Consider the following 19,589-nt stretch of genomic DNA (forward strand, 5'->3'; position numbering starts at 1 on the left):
TTTCTAAAACTCATTAAGCATCAAATCATCTTTCGCAATGCGCTAAGCAGATCATGGCACAGGTAGGAACCATACCGCTCACGCGAAAGAGTCGCGAGCGACTCTAATAAAATAGAAAAATGCGAAGAGTTGACAATTATATAATTAGTGTTATAGTTGTAGTAGAACAAATAGAATTTAATTCCGTATCTTGAAAAAGACGGAATATTTGGATAGCAATCTCGTGAGGAGGGAATTATGAATATCCAGAAGTTTACACAAAAGTCCATAGAGGCTGTGAGCGGATGCGAGAAGATTGCGGTTGAATACGGCAATCAGGAGATAGAGCAGGAGCATCTTCTCTATGCTCTTATGACAATAGAAGATAGTCTGATTTCAAAACTGGTGGAGAAGATGGGCGTTGATACGGCTTCTTTTGTCACAAGAATTGAACAGGGAATAGGCAAGAGGACCAAGGTTCAGGGTGGCCAGCCGTATATAGGAGCCCAGCTTAATAAAGCTCTTTTATCCGCTGAGGACGAGGCCAAGGCGCTCGGAGATTCGTATGTTTCTGTCGAGCATATTTTTCTTGCGCTTTTAAAACATCCCAATAAAGAGGTAAAAGAGATTTTTGCCCAGTTCGGAATCGATAGGAACAGATTTTTGCAGGTTCTTTCTGAGGTGAGGGGCAACAGGAATGTCACGACGGATAACCCTGAGGCGACTTATGACACGCTCAGTAAATACGGAACAGAGCTGGTTGCCAAGGCTAAGCAGCAGAAGCTCGATCCTGTTATCGGACGTGATACTGAGATCAGAAATGTTATAAGGATTCTTTCAAGAAAGAGCAAGAACAATCCCGTTCTCATAGGTGAGCCGGGTGTCGGTAAGACTGCGGTCGTTGAGGCACTTGCGCAGAGAATAGCTAGCGGCGATGTGCCGTCTGCTCTTAAGGATAAAAAGATCTTTTCACTCGATATGGGTGCTCTTGTTGCGGGAGCCAAGTACAGAGGTGAGTTCGAGGAGAGGCTTAAGGCCGTTCTTGAGGATGTAAAAGGTTCTGACGGTGAGATAATTCTTTTCATCGATGAGCTTCACCTGATAGTGGGAGCAGGAAAGACCGATGGCGCGATGGATGCCGGAAACATGCTCAAACCTATGCTTGCCAGAGGTGAGCTTCACTGCATCGGTGCGACAACGCTCAATGAATACAGACAGTATATCGAAAAAGATGCAGCTCTTGAGAGACGTTTCCAGCCTGTTATGGTAGAAGAGCCGACTGTTGAGGATACAATCAGTATTCTCCGCGGATTGAAAGAGAGATATGAAGTTTTCCACGGCGTAAAGATCATGGACAGTGCGCTTGTAAGTGCGGCAGTTCTTTCAAACAGATATATTTCCGATCGTTTCCTTCCCGACAAGGCAATCGACCTTGTGGATGAAGCATGTGCTTTGATCAAGACTGAGATGGATTCGATGCCTGCAGAGCTTGATGAGCTCAATCGTAAGATAATGCAGATGCAGATTGAGGAGGCGGCTCTTAAGAAAGAGGACGATTCTCTGAGTGCGGAGAGACTTTCCAACTTGCAAAAAGAGCTTGCGGACCTCAGGGAAGATTTTGATACCAGAAAGGCGCAGTGGGAGAACGAAAAGCAGGCGGTTGATAAACTTGCCGCCATGCGTGAGCAGATAGATACGATCAATTCAGAGATAGCGATAGCTCAGAGAAACGGAGATTATGAGAAAGCCGGAGAGCTTCAGTACGGCAAACTTCCCGCGCTTAAGAAAGAACTTGAAGAGGCTGAGGAACTTGCTCATCAAAAAGAAGCTGATACAACGCTTGTTCATGAGAGAGTTTCCGATGAGGAGATTGCCGGAATCATCAGCAGATGGACGGGAATTCCTGTAAATAAACTGACCGAGAGCGAAAGAAACAAGACACTTCATCTTGCGGATGAACTCCATCAGAGAGTTATCGGACAGGATGATGCGGTAACACTTGTTTCCGAAGCAATCATGAGATCGAAAGCGGGAATAAAAGATCCGGGAAAGCCTATCGGTTCGTTTCTTTTCTTGGGACCTACAGGTGTCGGTAAGACAGAGCTTGCAAAGAGCCTTGCTCAGGCACTTTTTGACGATGAGAACAATATGGTCCGTATCGATATGAGTGAGTACATGGAGAAGTACAGCGTGTCACGTCTTATCGGTGCGCCTCCCGGATACGTTGGCTACGAGGAAGGCGGCCAGCTGACGGAAGCGGTGAGAAGAAAACCTTATGCGGTAGTTCTTTTTGATGAGATTGAAAAAGCACATCCCGATGTGTTCAATATCCTGCTTCAGGTTCTGGATGACGGAAGAATCACTGATTCCCAGGGAAGAACGGTAGACTTTAAGAATACGATTCTTATTATGACTTCAAATATCGGTGCACAGTATCTTCTTGACGGAATAGACGGCGCCGGAAACATAAGCGAAGAAGCGCAAAAAGAGACGATGGAGGATTTAAGAAACCACTTCAGACCTGAGTTCCTCAACAGGCTTGATGAGATAATCATGTTTAAGCCTTTGACCAAAGATAATATTGGCGGAATCATCAAGCTTATCGTTGATGACCTTAACAGCAGGCTTTCTGAGAGAGAAATCTCCATACACCTGACCGATGCGGCACAGAATTACATAATCGACGAAGCATACGATCCGATCTACGGCGCAAGACCTCTCAAGAGATATGTACAAAAGCACGTAGAAACCCTGTCCGCAAAGCTTATCCTCGAAGACAGAGTAAAACCCCACGACACCATAGAATTCGACGTACAAGACGGCGAACTCATTGCATCGGCCAAGTGCTGATGCAATGAAGGCACAGTCCGGCTATAAGGGGAATGTGGGGCTGCTCTTTGCATAGCGTGTGTTATGGTTGGGCGACAACACAGGAATCTTGGGCGGGGAGATCGGGGTGCTGATTTATTGTGCAAAAATGCAGGAGAGTAAGCATTAAAGTATATTTAAGGATAGCAGTAAACACCAGATAAGAATTGTATAAGAGGAGTCGGTTATCTGTGAAATAAAGGCTTGTTTACAGAAGAATGGCGATGGAACACAGATAAAACTTGTGAAATATGCAATGCTTATCTGTGAAATAAAGGCTTGTTTACAGAAGAATGGAGATGAAATACAGATAAAACTTGTGAAAGATGCAATGCTTATCTGTGAAATAAAGGCTTGTTTACAGAAGAATGGAGATGAAATACAGATAAAACTTGTGAAAGATGCAATGCTTATCTGTGAAATTAAGACTTGTTCATAGAAAAATAGCGGGAAAATACAGATAAGTCCTGTGTAAGATACTTTTCTTATCTGTTTTTTGCAATATGGATTAAAATAATGGCGGTTATTGTTTCGGCTTGTTCTTATATTGTTTTTGACTTACGCATGAAATAACAGTTCTGCGGTCAATGAAAGAAACTATGCTGCTTGACTCATACATGGAAAAATCGGTTTTGGAGTCAAGGGAAAAATCTAAAACGCTTGACTCAGGTATGGAAAAACTGTCTTAAAGTCAAGAAAAGAAGCGATGTCTCATGACCTATGTATGGTAATTTCCGTATGCGGTCAAGCAGTTTGCAAAAAACAAATATAAATTACGAGAATTGATTCCTGTCAGGATTATACGTATACCCAATTCCTTCGAGCTTGCCGGTTATCTCGGCGAGCTCTTCTTTGCTAATATCAAGATCGTCGCAAAGCGCGTCCAGACTTGAGTAATTATCCCTCAATTTCATATTCAAAAAACTTAATAACATAACCGGATCCTGTGGCAACATGGAATACCTCCTATTATTTTATGCATTCTTGAACATAAAGTTCAAGAATGCATCACCCAAGCCAATTTGAATCGACTTTGTCGATGAGGCTTGGCTGACTCCTGATTCATGTTCTCACGAAATCCGCAGCTAGTGCGGATTTCTGTAATTTCAGTTAAGATATCATACTTTTATATTCTTGCGAATTCAAAATATCATCAAATTACATTCTATAAATAGAGTATCGAGTGTTCTTACTTTGCATACTACGCTGTCGACAATAAGGTTCAATTTATAAGGCAAGATTGTTTCCAAAAGTTGCTTAAAGAAATGCATATAAAATCAGCACGTCTTCATCTGTAAAATTACAGAAATCCGCACCTACAGCGTATTTCGTAAGATACCGACATATCATAGACATCCCTCACTCATTTTTCTCTATCTCTATTAGCAGATTATATGCTGCCCCCGTCAAAAGCTCAATACGTAAACCGGAATGTAGATAATATACAAGTACTGCAAGGCTCTATGTGCTCGTCGGTACTTATGCCACGTTTTTTGTGGCATTAGTACCGACGAGCACATAGAGCCTTGCAGTACTTGTATATTATCTACATCCCTCGCTACCATTCCTGCTTTTGACGCCCCCAAAGCATCACCCCTCAATATATTGAAAAAAAGTATAATTCAACACATTATGTTGAAAGTGCCTATTTTGTTGGTGTATAATTTAATATGATATAAGTGCCTGTTTTATTGCATTTAATCGGATACATATAATGTGAAAGCGATAAGATATGCAGAAATCAATTGATATTCATTGTCATATTATGCCCGGTGTGGATGATGGCTCAAGGGACATTGAGACAAGTCTGCAGATGCTTAAGATAGCAGAGAAGAATGGAATAACCCATGTTATATTAACTCCGCATCACAAGCCCATGCATCATAATGTGAGTCCTTCACATAACAGAAGTTATACGGAACAGCTTCAGCATGCGGCGGATAAGCTCGGGATAGATATTAAACTATATTCGGGGAACGAGATATATTACAGCGATGAAACACAGGAGGAACTTGAAGCGGGGAAGATATCAACGCTTGCAGGTTCCGAATATGTTCTTGTGGAGTTTCATCCCACCAATACTTTTAAAGCAATACATAATGCAGTGTACAGAGTTCAGTCAGCAGGATATATGCCGATCATAGCCCATGTTGAGAGGTACAGTGACGTGGTTTCGCACCCTTCATATGTTGAAGAACTGCGCGACATGGGATGTTATATTCAGGTCAACTCATCGAGCATAATGGGAAAATATGGTTTTGGAATCAGTCATTTTTCCAGAAAGCTCCTTAAAAAGAGACTTGTGCATTTCATTGCGACCGATGCTCATGATACTGCAAAGAGAGCACCTGATATTCTTGATTGCAGAAACTATGTGGACAGGAAGTTTGGGGAGGACTACGGGAGAAAGATTTTTTATGATAATCCCATGAGTGTTATAAACAATGAGATTATCTGATATAGGCGTTGTGACATCAATCAATTACGCGGGAGACTTGATGATGACAATGCCGTAGAAACGGTTGATTCAGCGTTTCTTTAAATCAAAAAAAGTTTTGTTGGAGTAACTGATGGATAAAAGAGAAGACATCGTTGAAATTAATCTTGGGGAATTGTTTTCAATCCTGTTGGGGAGAGCGTTCCTCATCATAAGTGCGGGTTTGTTCTTTGCCCTTGTCGGATTGTTTGTGAGTAAATTCGTGGTTCATCCCGTTTTTGATTCGACAACCAAGATATACATACTTAACAAAGAAGAAAATCAGACGGTGACATATTCCGATGTGCAGATATCGACACAGCTCACTTCGGATTATGCGGAGCTTATCAAGAGCAGATATGTTTTGGAAGAAGCTATACAGAGACTTAATCTGGTAGACAAGACATACAAGGATCTTGCAAAGGTGGTTAAGGTTGATACGCCTTCCGATACCAGAATTGTTGCCATTACGGCAAAGGATGAGGATCCTCTGATGGCAATGGCGATAGCCAACTGTATCAGAGAAGTTTCGAGTGAACACATTACAAATGTTATGGATATAGATGCCATCAACGTTGCGGAAACAGCCAATGTTCCGACTGAGAAAGCAAGCCCAAGCGTCTTTAGATGGACTGTGATCTCGGGATTTGCGGGAACTGTTATAGTGGCATTTTTCGTGGTGCTGGGATTCCTTATGGATGATACGATCAAGAGTAACGACGATGTCGAGAGATACTTGGGACTCAGCACCATCGGACTTATCCCTCTTTCTTCAGATGAGCAGGGAAAAAAGAAATCTAAAAAATAAAGGTAGAATGGAGATTTTATGCAGAGCGCAAAACTTCATTTCAGTCAGGCAGAAAATAATTATCAGGTAAAAGAAGCATATAAGACACTTCGAAGTAATGTTGAATTCAGCGGACAGAACGTGAGAGTAATCTCAGTTACGAGCTGTACTCCCGGAGAGGGAAAGACAACAGTTGCTATGGCACTTGCAAGAGCATTTGCCGAGGCGGGAAAGAAAACGATTCTTGTCGATGCGGATATGCGTAAGTCGGTACTTGTCGGAAGATACAGGACAGGTTCCGTAAGACTCGGTCTTACACATTGTCTTGTGGGAAGAGAGCGTCTTTCTAGTGTTATATGTGAGACGGATACACCAAATCTGTATGTGATATTCAGTGGCCCCGTTCCTCCGAACCCAAGTGAATTATTGGGCGGAAGGATATTCGGCAAGGCACTTGAAAATATGAAGCAGGTCTTTGACTATGTCATTGTTGATACGCCTCCTCTCGGAAGCGTTATCGATGCTGCGGTTGTTGCTAAGCAGTGCGACGGAACAGTGATGGTCATTGAGAGCAATTCGATAAGTTACAGATTTGCACAGAGGGTAAAAGATCAGCTTGATAAGGCCGGAGCCAAGATGCTCGGAGTTGTCCTTAACAAGGTAGATATAAACGGAAAAGGCTATTACGGTCATTACGGCAGCTACTACGGCAAATATTACGGCAAGTATTACGGAAAGTACTACGGCAAGTACGGAGAAGGCGAAGTAGAGCAGGTTTCGCGTCCCAAGACAGCGGACACAACCGTGGAACCTGATGATGACGATCTTGACGAACTTAACTATCTTGCCGGAGTTACAAGGAAAGACCGATGAGTCTTTTTGCAAGCGTCAGACTGTTTTGACGTTTACGGCAATAATATCATCTATAGTCGTAAGGCTTTAGATAGCACATTCGGAGGAAAAAGTGAGAGGAAATATACTTGGTATATTTTTTACCATACTGAGCGGAGTGATGATCGCTCTAATAGTTTTGGCATATGGAAGAAGTGACAGGATGGCTCCTGAATTCAGGTTTTCGGCACTTGATCTTGTTTACAACTCGCAGACGGATGATAACGCCCTCATTGCAGGAATCAATGCATATGATTCTAAGGACGGTGACATCTCCGACAGAATAGTTGTTGAAAAAGTGGTCCTTAATAAGGATGCGGGTACAGCGGTAGTTTACTACGCGGTTGCAGATCACAGCGGAAACGTGACCAAGCAGTCCAGAGTCTTTCCGGCAGATATTGCGGATTTAGAATATAACGGTGATTCTTCGGAAAAGATGGAGGATAACGAGCACCCCAATCTGCTATTTGGAGATGCTGAGGGCGCAGAGGCTGCATCAACAGAGGGTAGCGAAGCAGAAATAATAGGTAACTAGGAGTCAAGGATGAGGGGAAAAGGAAAGATTTTTCTCATTATATGGGCAGTGCTTATGACACTTGTGGCAGGTGCACTGGTCGGATTCGAAATAATGAGAGGTTTTGGAAAAGCGAATCTTGATTCAAAATCGGCAACATCCGCACCTATAATGGCTCAGTCGGCTCTTTACGAGGGCAATACATCCGGAACTAACGGATGGCAGGATGACTGGATCACATATAACGGTGATGTATATGATTACAATGAAGATATAATCACCTTTTTAATAATGGGTATAGACAAAGACGATGAAGTTGTCTCGAAAGTATCGGAGGGAGGCGACGGAGGACAGGCAGATGCGCTGTTTCTTCTTGTTCTCAATCCGCACACTCAGAAGATAAGTATTATAGGCATCAACAGAAATACAATGACAGATGTGGATGTTTATGATGATTACGGAAGATATCAGACTACGGTAGAAGCTCAGGTTTGTCTGCAGCACGGTTTCGGTGACGGAATGGAAGAATCCTGTGAATATCAGGTAAAAGCAGTGTCCAATCTTTTTCACCAGCTCCCGATTCACGGATATGCCGCTATAAACATGAGCGCGATTCCTACGATAAACGATCAGGTCGGAGGAGTTGACGTTGTTGTTCTCGAAGACCTCACAAAGTTTGATAAGACACTGAAAAAAGGCGCCAGAGTTCATCTTGAGGGAAAGACGGCGTTTCATTACATAAAGAGCAGAGATATATATGTAAAGGGATCAAACAGTTCAAGGCTTGAAAGGCAGAGACAGTATATAAATTCGTTTATAAATGCTGCAAGAATTAAGTGCAGGGAAAACAATAATGCCGCAGTGGAGCTTTTTACGGCAATCGGAAGTAAGATGGTAACGAATATATCCGCGGATGAGATCTCGTATCTGGCTCCGTATCTTGTATCGTATACGTTTAATATGGATGACATCATATCAATTGACGGTGAAACTTCCAGAAATGGCAAGTATGAGGAATTTAGAGCAGATGATGCCAGCCTTTATGAGACAATAATAGATGTTTTTTATGAAAAAATTGATCAAGCAGGCTAATGAAATGTATACGAAAAGACGATATAAAATTGTAGATATGATAGCCGTAAAAGGACTCTTTTTACCGCTGACGGTAGTTCTTCTTACCGGATGTTCTCAGAAGGCCGCAGATTCTGTGCGTAACACGGGTTATGAAAAAAGTGCGCTTCCAACGGAGCAGACAACCGGATTTGAAGACATTAAGAGCTTAAACGAAGATGCTTTTGCATGGCTGTATATTCCGGATACGGATATAAATTATCCCATTCTTCAGGATTCTGAAGGTGATGATTCTTTTTACAAAGGTCATAACGAGTACAAAGAGCCTGACGAAAACGGGGCGATTCATATCGAGGCTGCAAATTTGAATAACATGTGTGACTTTAATGAAGTCATTTACGGATCGTCGCCTGATGACGGAAGTAGATTTGCGCAGCTCAATAATTTTTTGGATAAAGATTTTTTTGATGAGCACAAGTATGTACATGTATATATGGAGGATAACTCCCTTATATATTATATAATTGCAGCTTACACCCGCGATAATACAAGGCTTCTTGAACAGTATGATTTCTCATATGCTTCAGGCTGTATGGAGTTTATCAATGAGATCTACAGAAAAGGAGATGATAATAAGATTATCAGGGAAGGCTGCGAGACGGGGCTTAAACCCGAACATTTCCTTATTACGCTTACTACGGACAGCACCGATGAGCCGGGAAAGCAGACGGTGGTTATCGGATGTCTGATGGGGGACGTAGCCGGGAAAATTGACAGAGATGTTGATTACGGAGATGAAGAGGACATTGATATTCAGGCTGAACAGTAACAGAAGGATAATGATGTTTAGATAAAGGAACGGAGGCAAAAAAATTATGAAAAAAATTCTGGCACTTACAGTTGCAGGTACACTTTTGGTGACAAGTTCCGTATGTGTTTTTGCAGCGGAGGATACAACAGGTGAAAATACTGCTGCAGAGACAAATTCTGACGTGGATCCCAGTCCGACTATAAAGGGGTTACAGGATAAGCTTAAAAAGCAAGAAGAGCAGGCTCAGGCTGACAGAGAGAAAGCAGAACAGGACAAAGCTGAACTTAATCAGAAGATAGGTGAATTAGGTGCGGTTCAGAAGGAACTTAGTGAAAAACTTACCGCTCTTTCAAATGACAATAAAGCACTTGAACAGAAGAAAGCAGAGCTTGAGAATAAAAAAGCACAGCTGACAAAGCAGCTTGAAGCAACAAATAAGAGCCTCAGTGCTGCTGTTACGGCAAGAGATAAATACCAAGAAAAATATAAAAATGCGACAGCCGCTCCCAAGAGAAGAGAGACTCCTTCAAGAGCGCAGGCACTTAGCAGAAATAATGCAGTCGGTGACGGAAACGGCGGATATATTGCACAGGGCGGACACGTTCAGATCAACGGAGGAAAGAGCAATGTTACATTTACACTTGCGGCTCCCACATCTGGTGTTCTGAGTTTTGCAAACAAGTATGCAAACAGTGTCGGAGGTACACTTCTTCACTGCGTAACAACAAGCTCACCCGGAGTTTCGTTTAAGACTGCAACAGTAAACTTCACTGTTACCGGCGTATATGCAAACGATACAATCGCAGTATATCAGCTCCAGGGCAAGAACTGGGTTCAGGTAATGGTTACTTCAATTACAGATAACCACGTAACCGTAAGCCTTACACAGCACGGACCTCTCGCATTCGTAAGAGTTGCAGCGGTTGCTACAGCGACACACTGATTGATTCAGGTAAAAAAGATAAACAAGGGCGCTTATGCAAAGAAAACTTGATTGATGTATCATGTTGGATTTACTAAAAATGCCTTGAAACAGCTGAAAAAAATGGATAGGTTCAATGTGCAACGAGTTGCTATGCAACTCGTTGTTCTGTTATAATAGCGTTGCTGTGCATATTTATGAATGCGCATGGCAAGATGAGGAGAATATTATGAGTTGGGAAAACAACGTACGTAAGGTTGTTCCGTATACCCCCGGTGAGCAGCCCAAGATCAAGAATATAATCAAGCTTAATACAAATGAGAATCCTTATCCTCCGGCTCCTGCGGTACAGGAGGCACTTAAGAATATGGATGCGGAAAGTTTTAAGAAATATCCGGATCCTACATGTGATGTGCTTGTGGAAGCAATAGCTGATTTTTATGAGGTTGATAAGGAGAACGTCTTTGTCGGAGTTGGTTCCGATGATGTACTCGCAATGGCTTTTATGACGTTCTTTAATTCGGATAAGCCGGTTCTTTTCCCCGATATAACATATTCGTTCTATGATGTCTGGGCAGAGCTTTTCAGAATTCCTTATAAGCAGATTCCGCTACTTGATGATTTCTCTGTAAGGATTGAGGATTACTTTGGCGAGAACGGCGGTGTTGTTCTTGCTAATCCCAACGCACCTACGGGCGCGCAGCTTCCGATAGATGCCGTTGAAGAAGTTATAAAAAGAAATCCCGACGTGGTTGTGATCGTTGATGAAGCTTACGCTGATTTCGGCGGACAGTCGGTTTTGCCTTTGATAAACAAGTATGATAACCTTTTGGTTGTTCAGACTTTCTCAAAGTCGCGTTCAATGGCTGGAATGAGAATAGGCTATGCGTTTGGATGTAAGAAGATCATCAAATATCTTCTTGATGTGAAGTTTGCGTATAATTCATATACTATGAATATTCCGGCACTTGAGCTTGGTGCTCTTGCGGTTAAGGACAAAGCTTATTTTGAAAAGACTGTGAGCATGATCATCAACACGAGAGAGCGCGTTAAGGCAGAGCTTCGTGAGCTTGGATTTGAGTTTGCGGATTCCAAGACTAACTTCGTCTTTGCAAAGCACAAAGAGAAGTCAGGAAAAGAAATCTTTGATTACCTCAGGGCAAACAACATAATCGTAAGACGCTGGGATGCGCCCAGGATCAAGGATCATCTGAGAATATCAATCGGAACGGATGAAGAGATGGATATTCTTATCGCGAAGTTGAAAGAATTTCTGGGATGAAGCCGCGTTGTCACTCGGTATGCTGAGGGCATGTTAAGCTGATGTGGCAGATTATTATGTAGCACGATGTTTTGATATTATTTTATTTGGGAGATTTTTAGTTATGCTTAAGTATATAATTTGTTTCTTTATTTCAATGGTACCGCTTGTTGAGCTTAGAGGAGCTGTGCCATATGCGCAGATTTATCATGCGGCAGATCCGTCGTTCAACCTTCTACTTGCATATATACTGATTGTTATAGGAAATATGCTTCCTGTACCTATTATCTATTTCTTTGCAAGAAAAGTTCTTGAGTGGGGAAAAGATAAGCCTGTTATCGGAGGATTTTTCACATTCTGCCTTGAAAAAGGTGAAAAGGGCGGAAAAAAACTTCAGGAAAAAGCCGGAAAAGGTCTTTTTGTAGCACTTCTTCTTTTTGTAGGAATTCCGCTTCCCGGAACAGGGGCTTGGACGGGAACTCTTGCAGCAAGTATTCTTGATATGGATTTCAAGTCAAGTGTCCTTGCGGTTATCCTGGGAGTAGCACTTGCAGGAACAATAATGACTGTTGGAATGATGCTTGGAATAGGAGCTGTGACAGGAATCTAATATGGACGCATACACAGATTTTGCAAATGTATATGACACATTCATGGATGAAACCCCATACGACGTATGGGGTGATTTTATAGTGGAATTGATGGACAAATTCGGCGTTACTAAGCCTGCAAAAAGCGATGCTTCCGAGTATACAACAGAGGAAGATTCCGAGCAGGCGCTTGAAGAAGAGAAAAATCTTATCGTCGAACTTGGTTGCGGAACGGGTTCTTTTACCCTGAATATGGCAAAGCGCGGCTATGATATAATCGGAATAGATATGTCACCCGATATGCTTGATATTGCGAGAAAAAAGACTGCGGCCGAAGGACTTAATGTCATGTATCTTGAGCAGGATATGAGAGAACTTGACCTTTATTGTACCTGCGGAACGGTGCTTAGCGTGTGCGACAGCGTCAATTACCTTCTTGAGGATGAGGACGTTATCGAGACATTTAAACTTGTGAATAATTTTCTTTTCCCCAAAGGAGTGTTCATATTTGATTTCAATACGCTTCATAAATACAGGGACGTCATCGGTGATGTGACGATAGCGGAGAACCGCGAGGATTGTAGTTTTATCTGGGATAATTATTATCACGAAGAAGAACATATCAATGAATATGACCTTACGATATTTGCTAAGTGCGGAGAGGACGATGTGTTCAAGCGCTCAGTTGAGACGCATTATCAGAGGGGATATACGCTTGATGAGATGAAGTTTTTTGTGGAAAAAGCGGGACTTAAGTTTATCGCCTGTTATGATGCGGACTCCCACGAGGCTCCGACGGAGGAGAGTGAGAGAATTTATATTGTTGCAGGTGAGAACGGCAAAGATGTGGTGCAGTGAGCTTTAATTGCAAGTCGAAGTATCTCCACATTCATTACGCAGAGAATGGTGATAAATGCTTGATGTGAGGAATAGTGTATGGTTGTAGTATTACTCAGCTATGTTTATATATTTTTGATGTGTCTTATTGCGGGAGTGACGATAAGAAAGGCTCTTTCAAGGTTTATACCTGTTCCGAACGAAGAGAAAATCGGCATTACAGGCATCGTTACCACAGGCTTTGTGACACTTACCGTGTATGCCGAGTGTTTCAGCATCTTTTACAAAGTGGGAGCGGTATGCCATGTTGTTATGCTAGTGGCTTTGGCCATTGGTGCCTACAAATGTCGCGATAAAATTTCTGCACTTCTGATAAATGTCAGAAAGAGATTTAGGTCAAAAGAGGGCATTGTTTGCCTTATAATCGTGCTTATATCCGCTTTTTATGCGTCGAGAGGCGTTTTCCACAGGGATACAGGCATCTATCATGCTCAGGCGATCAGGATAATTGAAGAGTATGGTGTCATAAAAGGTATCGGTAATTTCCAGTTACATTTTGCATATAACAGCTCGTATCTTGCGCTTTGTGCGCTTTTTACCCTGAGCTTTATTTTGCCGTTTGCGCTTCATACGATGACGGGCTTTATCATGGCTCTTTTTACCTGCTACGCCGCTTGCGGCCTTATGAAGTGGACATCTCGCGCGGGCCACACGGCTGATATGGCAAGACTTGCGATAATCATTTACGGCATCACGGTGCTTGAGTATCTGCAGTCTCCTGCGACGGACTACGGCGCGATGTACATGGTGCTTTATATCATGTGCGCATGGATCACGCAGGCAGCCGAGAAAAAAGATGATGCCGATGATATTCCTGTTTACGGATATCTTGCGGTTCTTTCGATATTTACGGTCAGTATGAAACTTTCCGCGGCGGCTCTTGTTGTGCTTGCGGTTCTTCCTTTCATTCTTCTGGTAAAAAAGAAGATGATAAAAGAGACGGTTTTGTTTATCGTGATAGGTTTTTTGTCCTTCCTTCCGTATCTTGTAAGGAACGTGATAATCTCCGGATGGCTCTTGTATCCTGCGGAAGCGATAGATCTGTTTAATGTTGTATGGAAGGTTCCTGCCGAGTACATGAAGTATGATGCCGATCAGATCAAGGTCTGGGGCAGAGAACTTCAGGAGTCCTTTACTGTTGAGGATGGTATAAAAGTCGGAATATCCGAGTGGCTTCCGATATGGTGGGAAAAGAAAAGATTTTTTGAAAAGCTTCTTCTCGTGTTCCAGGTAGCCGGAGCCGGAGCGGCGATTCTTAATCTTATCATCAGGAAAGTCAGGAAAAAGATTCGCGCGGATGTGGCGATGTTTTATATTGCAGTGTTTATTAATATTGCATTGTGGTTCTTTACCGCGCCGTTTATCAGATACGGACTGGCATTTCTTATGCTCCTTCCGCTTTGCGCGGCAATGGATCTTGCGGAGAATATATTTAAGGGAAAAGCATTTCTTAGATTTGCGATGGTAGCCATTGCGGTCGTATGTTTCGGAAACTGGACGCTTCAATATCTTAAGGTTGATAAAGAGCGCTTTGTCGATCATGTTAAGGATCCGTACTATGTTACGCCGATTCCTTTTGCTGATTCCGAAACGGATGAAGTTGATATGAACGGAGTGATCGTATATAACACCGTCCATGAAGACGAGGAAATAAACAGCTATTACAATTGCCCGTGTTCATGCTACAACGATATGATAAACAGAAGTGAGCTGATCGGTACGACTTTGAAAGAAGGCTTCAAACCCAAGCAAGAGGGCTGAAAAAGTAGAATAGTGCCTAAATTGAGCAGAAACATCTGATTTAGTCAATCAGAAGAGAAAAATTATAGATGACGAGTGACTAAATCGAGTGAAAATATCTGTCTTAGTCACTCTACAGTTAATTGAATATTCTTATGGGCTACAGATAGCAATAAAAAATTGACTAAATACCTCAGAAAACGGTGATTTAGTCAATTTTTTCATAATTATAGCAAATATCAGATTTCAATCTCACCTTCAAATACAGTTGTCGCAGGACCTTCCATGATCACGGGCGATTCGGGCTTTTTATCCCAGGAGCACTTGATGTCGCCGCCGAGAACGTGTACGGTAACTTCCGTGTCTGTAAAACCGTTAAGAATGCATGCAACAGTGGTAGCGCAGCATCCTGTTCCACAGGCAAGTGTCTCGCCTGTTCCGCGTTCCCAGACTCTCATGTGTACGTTGTTCTTGTCATCTATCTTTACGAACTCAGTGTTTGTGCGGTTAGGGAACACTGAGTGATTTTCAAATAAAGGACCTACGGCTTCAATATCGAAGTTTGCAAGGTCTTCGTTTTCCGGAAGGAATACAACGCAGTGGGGGTTACCCATTGATACGCATGTCATGTGCCAGGTCTTTCCCGCAACTTCGATGGGAACATCTACAGTGAGCCTTCCGTATTCCTTGGAAAGAGTTTCATATTTTTTATTATCTTTTGAAAGAAGTTCATCGGATACTGAAACGGGAACGCTTGCAGAATCAAGGATGGGAGCACCCATATCAACTTTAACGGTCTCTACAAGTCCGTCTGATCCGATCGTGAGGTCTATGTATTTCTTTTTACCCGCACTTACGATTGTAAGGGTGGTCTTATCTGTGAGTTTCTTGTCATAGACATATTTTGCAACGCATCTGATGCCGTTTCCACACATCTCGGAGCGGGAGCCGTCAGCATTGTACATTTCCATTTCAAAATCAATATCATCGTCCGCAACTGGATTTATGAAGATAATACCGTCAGAGCCGATTCCGAAGTGGCGGTCTGAAACCATTTGTGCCAGCTTAGATTTTTTCTCGGAAGGAACGTTTTCTTTTCCTCCGTCTACATATACATAATCGTTGCCGCAGCCGTGCATCTTGGTAAATTTCATATTGGGTACCTCGCATTCTGTGATCTTGTGTTGTTATGTTGAAGATAAGGAAATACTGTTGTAATCAGCAGTTTCCTAAATAAATACTTTGCTATATTTGCATTATAAAATAAATAAGTTTGTAATTGGTGCTGTCACATTTGTGATTCATGGCATCTGAATTGCTTCACCATTATAATATAATGCGAAAAGAAAATGTATACAATTATACAAAAAAGTAGTAAACTTTTTCTATATTCGCATGAAAGTGAGGACGAATCGATGTTTAAACCTAACAGTGACTATTTGAAACTTCCCGGAAGCTACCTTTTCAGCACTATCGCAAAGAAGGTTAATGCTTATCAGCAGGCTAATCCGGATAATAAAATAATTAGACTCGGAATCGGAGATGTTACACAGCCTCTTTGCCCCGCAGTAATCGAGGCGCTTCACAAGGCTGTTGACGAGCAGGCCGTAGCTGAGACATTCAGAGGCTATGCTCCCGATCTTGGCTATGATTTCCTTCGCCACGCAATGGCTGAGAACGATTTCAGAAGCAGAGGATGCGACATTGCCGACGATGAGATCTTCATTTCTGACGGTGCCAAGAGCGATTCCGGAAATATTCAGGAAATCTTTTCACAGGATGCCAAGATTGCTGTTTGCGATCCCGTATATCCCGTATATGTTGATTCCAACGTAATGGCAGGAAGAACAGGCGATTACGACGAGAGTACGGGAATCTGGAGCAATGTTATCTACATGCCTTGTACGGCTGAGAACGGCTTTGCGCCTGAGCTTCCCAAGGAGACACCCAATCTTATCTATCTGTGCTTCCCCAACAATCCTACAGGTAGCGCTATTACCAAGGATCAGCTTCAGGTTTGGGTTGACTATGCAAATAAAGTCGGCGCCGTTATCATCTTTGATGCAGCTTATGAAGCATATATTTCAGAGGACAACGTTCCTCATTCAATCTATGAGTGCGAGGGTGCAAGAACTTGCGCTATAGAGCTCAGATCATTCTCCAAGAATGCAGGATTTACAGGACTTCGTCTTGGAGCAACAATTATTCCTCATGATCTTACAGTTGATTTTGAGGGCAAAAAAGTTCAGATGCACAGCCTCTGGGCAAGAAGACACGGAACAAAGTACAACGGAGCTCCTTACATCGTTCAGAGAGCGGGAGAGGCTTGCTACACAGATGCAGGTAAGGCTCAGATAAAAGATATGGTTGCCCGCTACATGAAGAATGCGAACTATATTCTTAACGGCCTTAAAGACGCAGGATATGACGTTTCAGGTGGTGTTAATTCACCTTACGTATGGCTTCGCACACCCGACAATATGACAAGCTGGGAGTTCTTCGATCACCTTCTCGAGAAGGCAAATGTAGTAGGAACACCCGGATCGGGATTTGGACCGAGCGGAGAGCACTACTTCAGACTTACAGCTTTCGGAAGCTACGAGAACAGTGTAGAAGCGCTTGAGAGAATTAAGAAGCTCTGATCTTATCAGGAAAAAGAACTGTGCAAACAGAAAGGCATTATTTTTGGAAATGCTCACTAAGTATTTGATAATATGCCCGCTTATCTTCATTGCGGGCTTTATAGATGCGGTAGCGGGAGGCGGCGGACTTGTGTCGCTTCCCGCTTATATGATTACGGGAATTCCCGTACATAACTGTATAGCTACAAACAAGATGAGTTCATTCATGGGAACTTCGGTAACTACGGCAAAATATGCACGAAAAGGTTTTATTCCATGGAAGATAGGAATGGTGTGCATTCCTTGTGCACTTGCCGGATCATCGCTTGGAGCAAAGGCTTCACTTCTTGTTCCCGACAATATTCTTAAGACAATCCTTATGATAATTATCCCTCTCACGGGAATCTATGTCATTACACGCAAAGGAAACCTGGAAACAAATATAACTCGTTCCGATAAAGCAGCTTTGTTTATAAGCGCTCTTGTCGCTCTTTTCATCGGTGCATACGATGGCTTTTACGGCCCGGGAACCGGTGTGTTTTTGATACTTCTTTTGACCTGTTTTGCGGGAATGAAGCTTACAACAGCCAACGGTCTTGCCAAAGTAATAAACTTATCGACCAATATTGCAGCGCTAGTAGTATTTTTGATAAACGGTCAGGTACTTTTTCCTCTCGGCGTAGTTGCGGGCCTTTTTAATATTGCGGGCAACTATATCGGAGCTACGTGCTTTGTGCAGAACAGTTCCAAGATTGTAAAGCCCGTCATGGTCTCGGTGCTTTTAATTTTCTTTTTAAAACTGATACTTGAGTTTTGCGGGAGAGTATGACCGGTTGAAAGTATGGCAGCAATATCGAAGTATTCACAAACGCTTCAGTTCTATAAAAGAACTGAAGCGTTTGTGAAAAAGTCAGCGCAGATTCCATCTTTGTTCTGTATGGATGAGGAGAGAGCCGAACTTGAAAAGGCAGGTGCAACATTTATTGCAACCTGCCCAAAAAAGATATTTTGGATTATATCAATCACCAATCGGAACTCTGATTTGTATTGCCGGAATCATAGCTATCGTAGCCACTATAATCACTGTGTATCGATATAAACAGTCCCAACAGTACTGATAATCTTAAGCATACTGGACTGAAATTGAATTTTATATTGTAGCTATAAAATAAAGAATCGCAAAAATAACATAAAATTATTACAAACAATGCCATTACTAGGAATCTTGCTGTTATGCTTACCTTGCTATTGCTGTTATCCAGTATTCTGTCAAGATAAGGAACAATGAATCCGAACGATTCCAGCAATAAATATATTGCTGTAATGAAGGCGTTACTTTCGTCACCGGATAAAAAACATATAATCTTTACAAACAATAATGTTAATATAAAACTTACTGCTTTGCATACTATGCTGTAGTAGCTATCCGATCTTCTGTTAAGATAATGAAAGCTCTCTGCCCACAATACTGTTAATATAAATATTTCTAAACTGTGGTTGTAGTAGTAGGTACTTATTTCGTCACCAAATGCAAGCGCCATAATCCATCCAAACAATGCTGCTGCTACAAATGTAGATAGTCCACTTCCCGCGCTATCGTCTTCATCCGTTTTTCTGTCAAGTTGAGGAACACTTTTGGATTTATATTCTTCCTCATCCGGCTCACCAAAACTTAATCTATCGGTGTGTTTTTTTCTATCGCGTACTGCCATATCAGCTACAGATTGGAGTTTCTGATAGCTTATTTCTTTTTCCACTTTGTCATATAACTCAGAGACAGCAAATGCTTCATCTGTTCCTCTGTAGCGGACAAGCCTATTTCCTGCTTCCATGTTCTTATAGACAACAAATTCCCCTGTTGCTTCATCTTTATATATACCAATCGCTTTTGGCTCTTTATAATTGGATCCGATAAAAAATCTGTTCTTGTCAGAAGTGATTCCATTACGTGCACAATAGTCTTTAAGCTCGTCTATTGTTTTTGGTGTTCCACCACTTTTGTAATCCATATAATATAACTCTTTCCTAATTCAAAATATTTGTGAATTTTTTGTAAACTACAACGAAGTATATCATGATTTTTTTTGTATGTAAAAACTCTGACAAAATGCATGCATCTAATATATTTTCAGAAAGTCATTTTATGCTATTGCGACAGCGC

The 19,589-nt window shown here is 42.1% G+C and carries 17 protein-coding genes; 14 read left to right on the forward strand and 3 right to left on the reverse strand.

The window, feature by feature from the left end; all coding sequences use genetic code 11:
- Positions 1-237 precede the first annotated feature (237 nt).
- On the forward strand, positions 238-2,829 hold the full coding sequence (gene clpB, locus T356_RS0111915) for an ATP-dependent chaperone ClpB (RefSeq protein ID WP_026514673.1): 2,592 nt from the start codon (positions 238-240) through the stop codon (positions 2,827-2,829).
- Positions 2,830-3,620: 791 nt separating this feature from the next.
- On the opposite strand, the gene T356_RS0111925 is transcribed toward clpB, so the two are convergent.
- On the reverse strand, positions 3,621-3,803 hold the full coding sequence (locus T356_RS0111925) for a DUF4250 domain-containing protein (protein ID WP_026514675.1): 183 nt from the start codon (positions 3,801-3,803) through the stop codon (positions 3,621-3,623).
- Positions 3,804-4,579: 776 nt separating this feature from the next.
- Here T356_RS0111925 and T356_RS0111930 point away from each other — a divergent pair.
- The 11 genes from T356_RS0111930 (at position 4,580) to T356_RS0111980 (ending at position 14,828) form a co-directional block, all read left to right on the forward strand.
- The gene (locus T356_RS0111930) at positions 4,580-5,305 is read left to right on the forward strand and encodes a CpsB/CapC family capsule biosynthesis tyrosine phosphatase (RefSeq protein WP_026514676.1); all 726 of its coding nucleotides are present in this window, start codon (positions 4,580-4,582) and stop codon (positions 5,303-5,305) included.
- A 112-nt stretch (positions 5,306-5,417) separates the two neighbouring features.
- Positions 5,418-6,131 carry a YveK family protein gene (locus tag T356_RS0111935; protein ID WP_026514677.1) on the forward strand — a complete coding sequence of 238 codons (714 nt, stop codon included), beginning with the start codon at positions 5,418-5,420 and terminating at the stop codon, positions 6,129-6,131.
- A gap of 18 nt (positions 6,132-6,149) precedes the next feature.
- The gene (locus T356_RS0111940; RefSeq protein WP_026514678.1) at positions 6,150-6,983 is read left to right on the forward strand and encodes a polysaccharide biosynthesis tyrosine autokinase; all 834 of its coding nucleotides are present in this window, start codon (positions 6,150-6,152) and stop codon (positions 6,981-6,983) included.
- Positions 6,984-7,074: 91 nt separating this feature from the next.
- Entirely contained in the window at positions 7,075-7,536 is a 462-nt protein-coding gene (locus T356_RS19335; RefSeq protein ID WP_035781019.1) for an immunoglobulin-like domain-containing protein, read from the forward strand.
- Positions 7,537-7,545: 9 nt separating this feature from the next.
- On the forward strand, positions 7,546-8,607 hold the full coding sequence (locus tag T356_RS0111950; RefSeq protein WP_026514679.1) for an LCP family protein: 1,062 nt from the start codon (positions 7,546-7,548) through the stop codon (positions 8,605-8,607).
- The gene (locus tag T356_RS20480; RefSeq protein WP_197020908.1) at positions 8,582-9,415 is read left to right on the forward strand and encodes a class B sortase; all 834 of its coding nucleotides are present in this window, start codon (positions 8,582-8,584) and stop codon (positions 9,413-9,415) included. The genes T356_RS0111950 and T356_RS20480 overlap by 26 nt, the downstream gene beginning before the upstream one ends.
- Positions 9,416-9,461: 46 nt before the next feature.
- Positions 9,462-10,340 (forward strand): coiled-coil domain-containing protein, encoded by an 879-nt coding sequence (locus T356_RS0111960; protein ID WP_026514680.1) that lies wholly within the window; start codon positions 9,462-9,464, stop codon positions 10,338-10,340.
- Between the two features lie 205 nt (positions 10,341-10,545).
- A complete protein-coding gene (gene hisC, locus T356_RS0111965; RefSeq protein WP_026514681.1) occupies positions 10,546-11,601 on the forward strand; it encodes a histidinol-phosphate transaminase in 1,056 nt (351 codons plus the stop codon).
- A gap of 103 nt (positions 11,602-11,704) precedes the next feature.
- Positions 11,705-12,190, forward strand: a complete 486-nt coding sequence (locus T356_RS0111970; protein WP_026514682.1) for a COG2426 family protein — start codon at positions 11,705-11,707, stop codon at positions 12,188-12,190.
- Between the two features lies 1 nt (position 12,191).
- A complete protein-coding gene (locus T356_RS0111975; protein WP_026514683.1) occupies positions 12,192-13,028 on the forward strand; it encodes a class I SAM-dependent DNA methyltransferase in 837 nt (278 codons plus the stop codon).
- Between the two features lie 78 nt (positions 13,029-13,106).
- Positions 13,107-14,828 carry an LIC_10190 family membrane protein gene (locus T356_RS0111980; RefSeq protein WP_026514684.1) on the forward strand — a complete coding sequence of 574 codons (1,722 nt, stop codon included), beginning with the start codon at positions 13,107-13,109 and terminating at the stop codon, positions 14,826-14,828.
- A 218-nt stretch (positions 14,829-15,046) separates the two neighbouring features.
- Here T356_RS0111980 and dapF read toward each other — a convergent pair whose 3' ends face one another.
- On the reverse strand, positions 15,047-15,961 hold the full coding sequence (dapF, locus tag T356_RS0111985) for a diaminopimelate epimerase (RefSeq protein WP_026514685.1): 915 nt from the start codon (positions 15,959-15,961) through the stop codon (positions 15,047-15,049).
- Between the two features lie 261 nt (positions 15,962-16,222).
- Between dapF and T356_RS0111990 the strand changes: the two genes are divergently transcribed.
- Positions 16,223-17,449, forward strand: coding sequence for an LL-diaminopimelate aminotransferase (locus T356_RS0111990; RefSeq protein ID WP_026514686.1), 1,227 nt, complete (start codon positions 16,223-16,225; stop codon positions 17,447-17,449).
- Positions 17,427-18,257, forward strand: a complete 831-nt coding sequence (locus T356_RS0111995) for a sulfite exporter TauE/SafE family protein (RefSeq protein ID WP_330370937.1) — start codon at positions 17,427-17,429, stop codon at positions 18,255-18,257. Before T356_RS0111990 ends, T356_RS0111995 begins: the two co-directional genes overlap by 23 nt.
- A 193-nt stretch (positions 18,258-18,450) precedes the next feature.
- Here T356_RS0111995 and T356_RS0112000 read toward each other — a convergent pair whose 3' ends face one another.
- The gene (locus T356_RS0112000; RefSeq protein WP_026514688.1) at positions 18,451-19,437 is read right to left on the reverse strand and encodes a hypothetical protein; all 987 of its coding nucleotides are present in this window, start codon (positions 19,435-19,437) and stop codon (positions 18,451-18,453) included.
- Positions 19,438-19,589 lie beyond the last annotated feature (152 nt).

The organism is Butyrivibrio sp. LB2008, assembly GCF_000621565.1.
GTDB lineage: Bacteria > Bacillota > Clostridia > Lachnospirales > Lachnospiraceae > Butyrivibrio.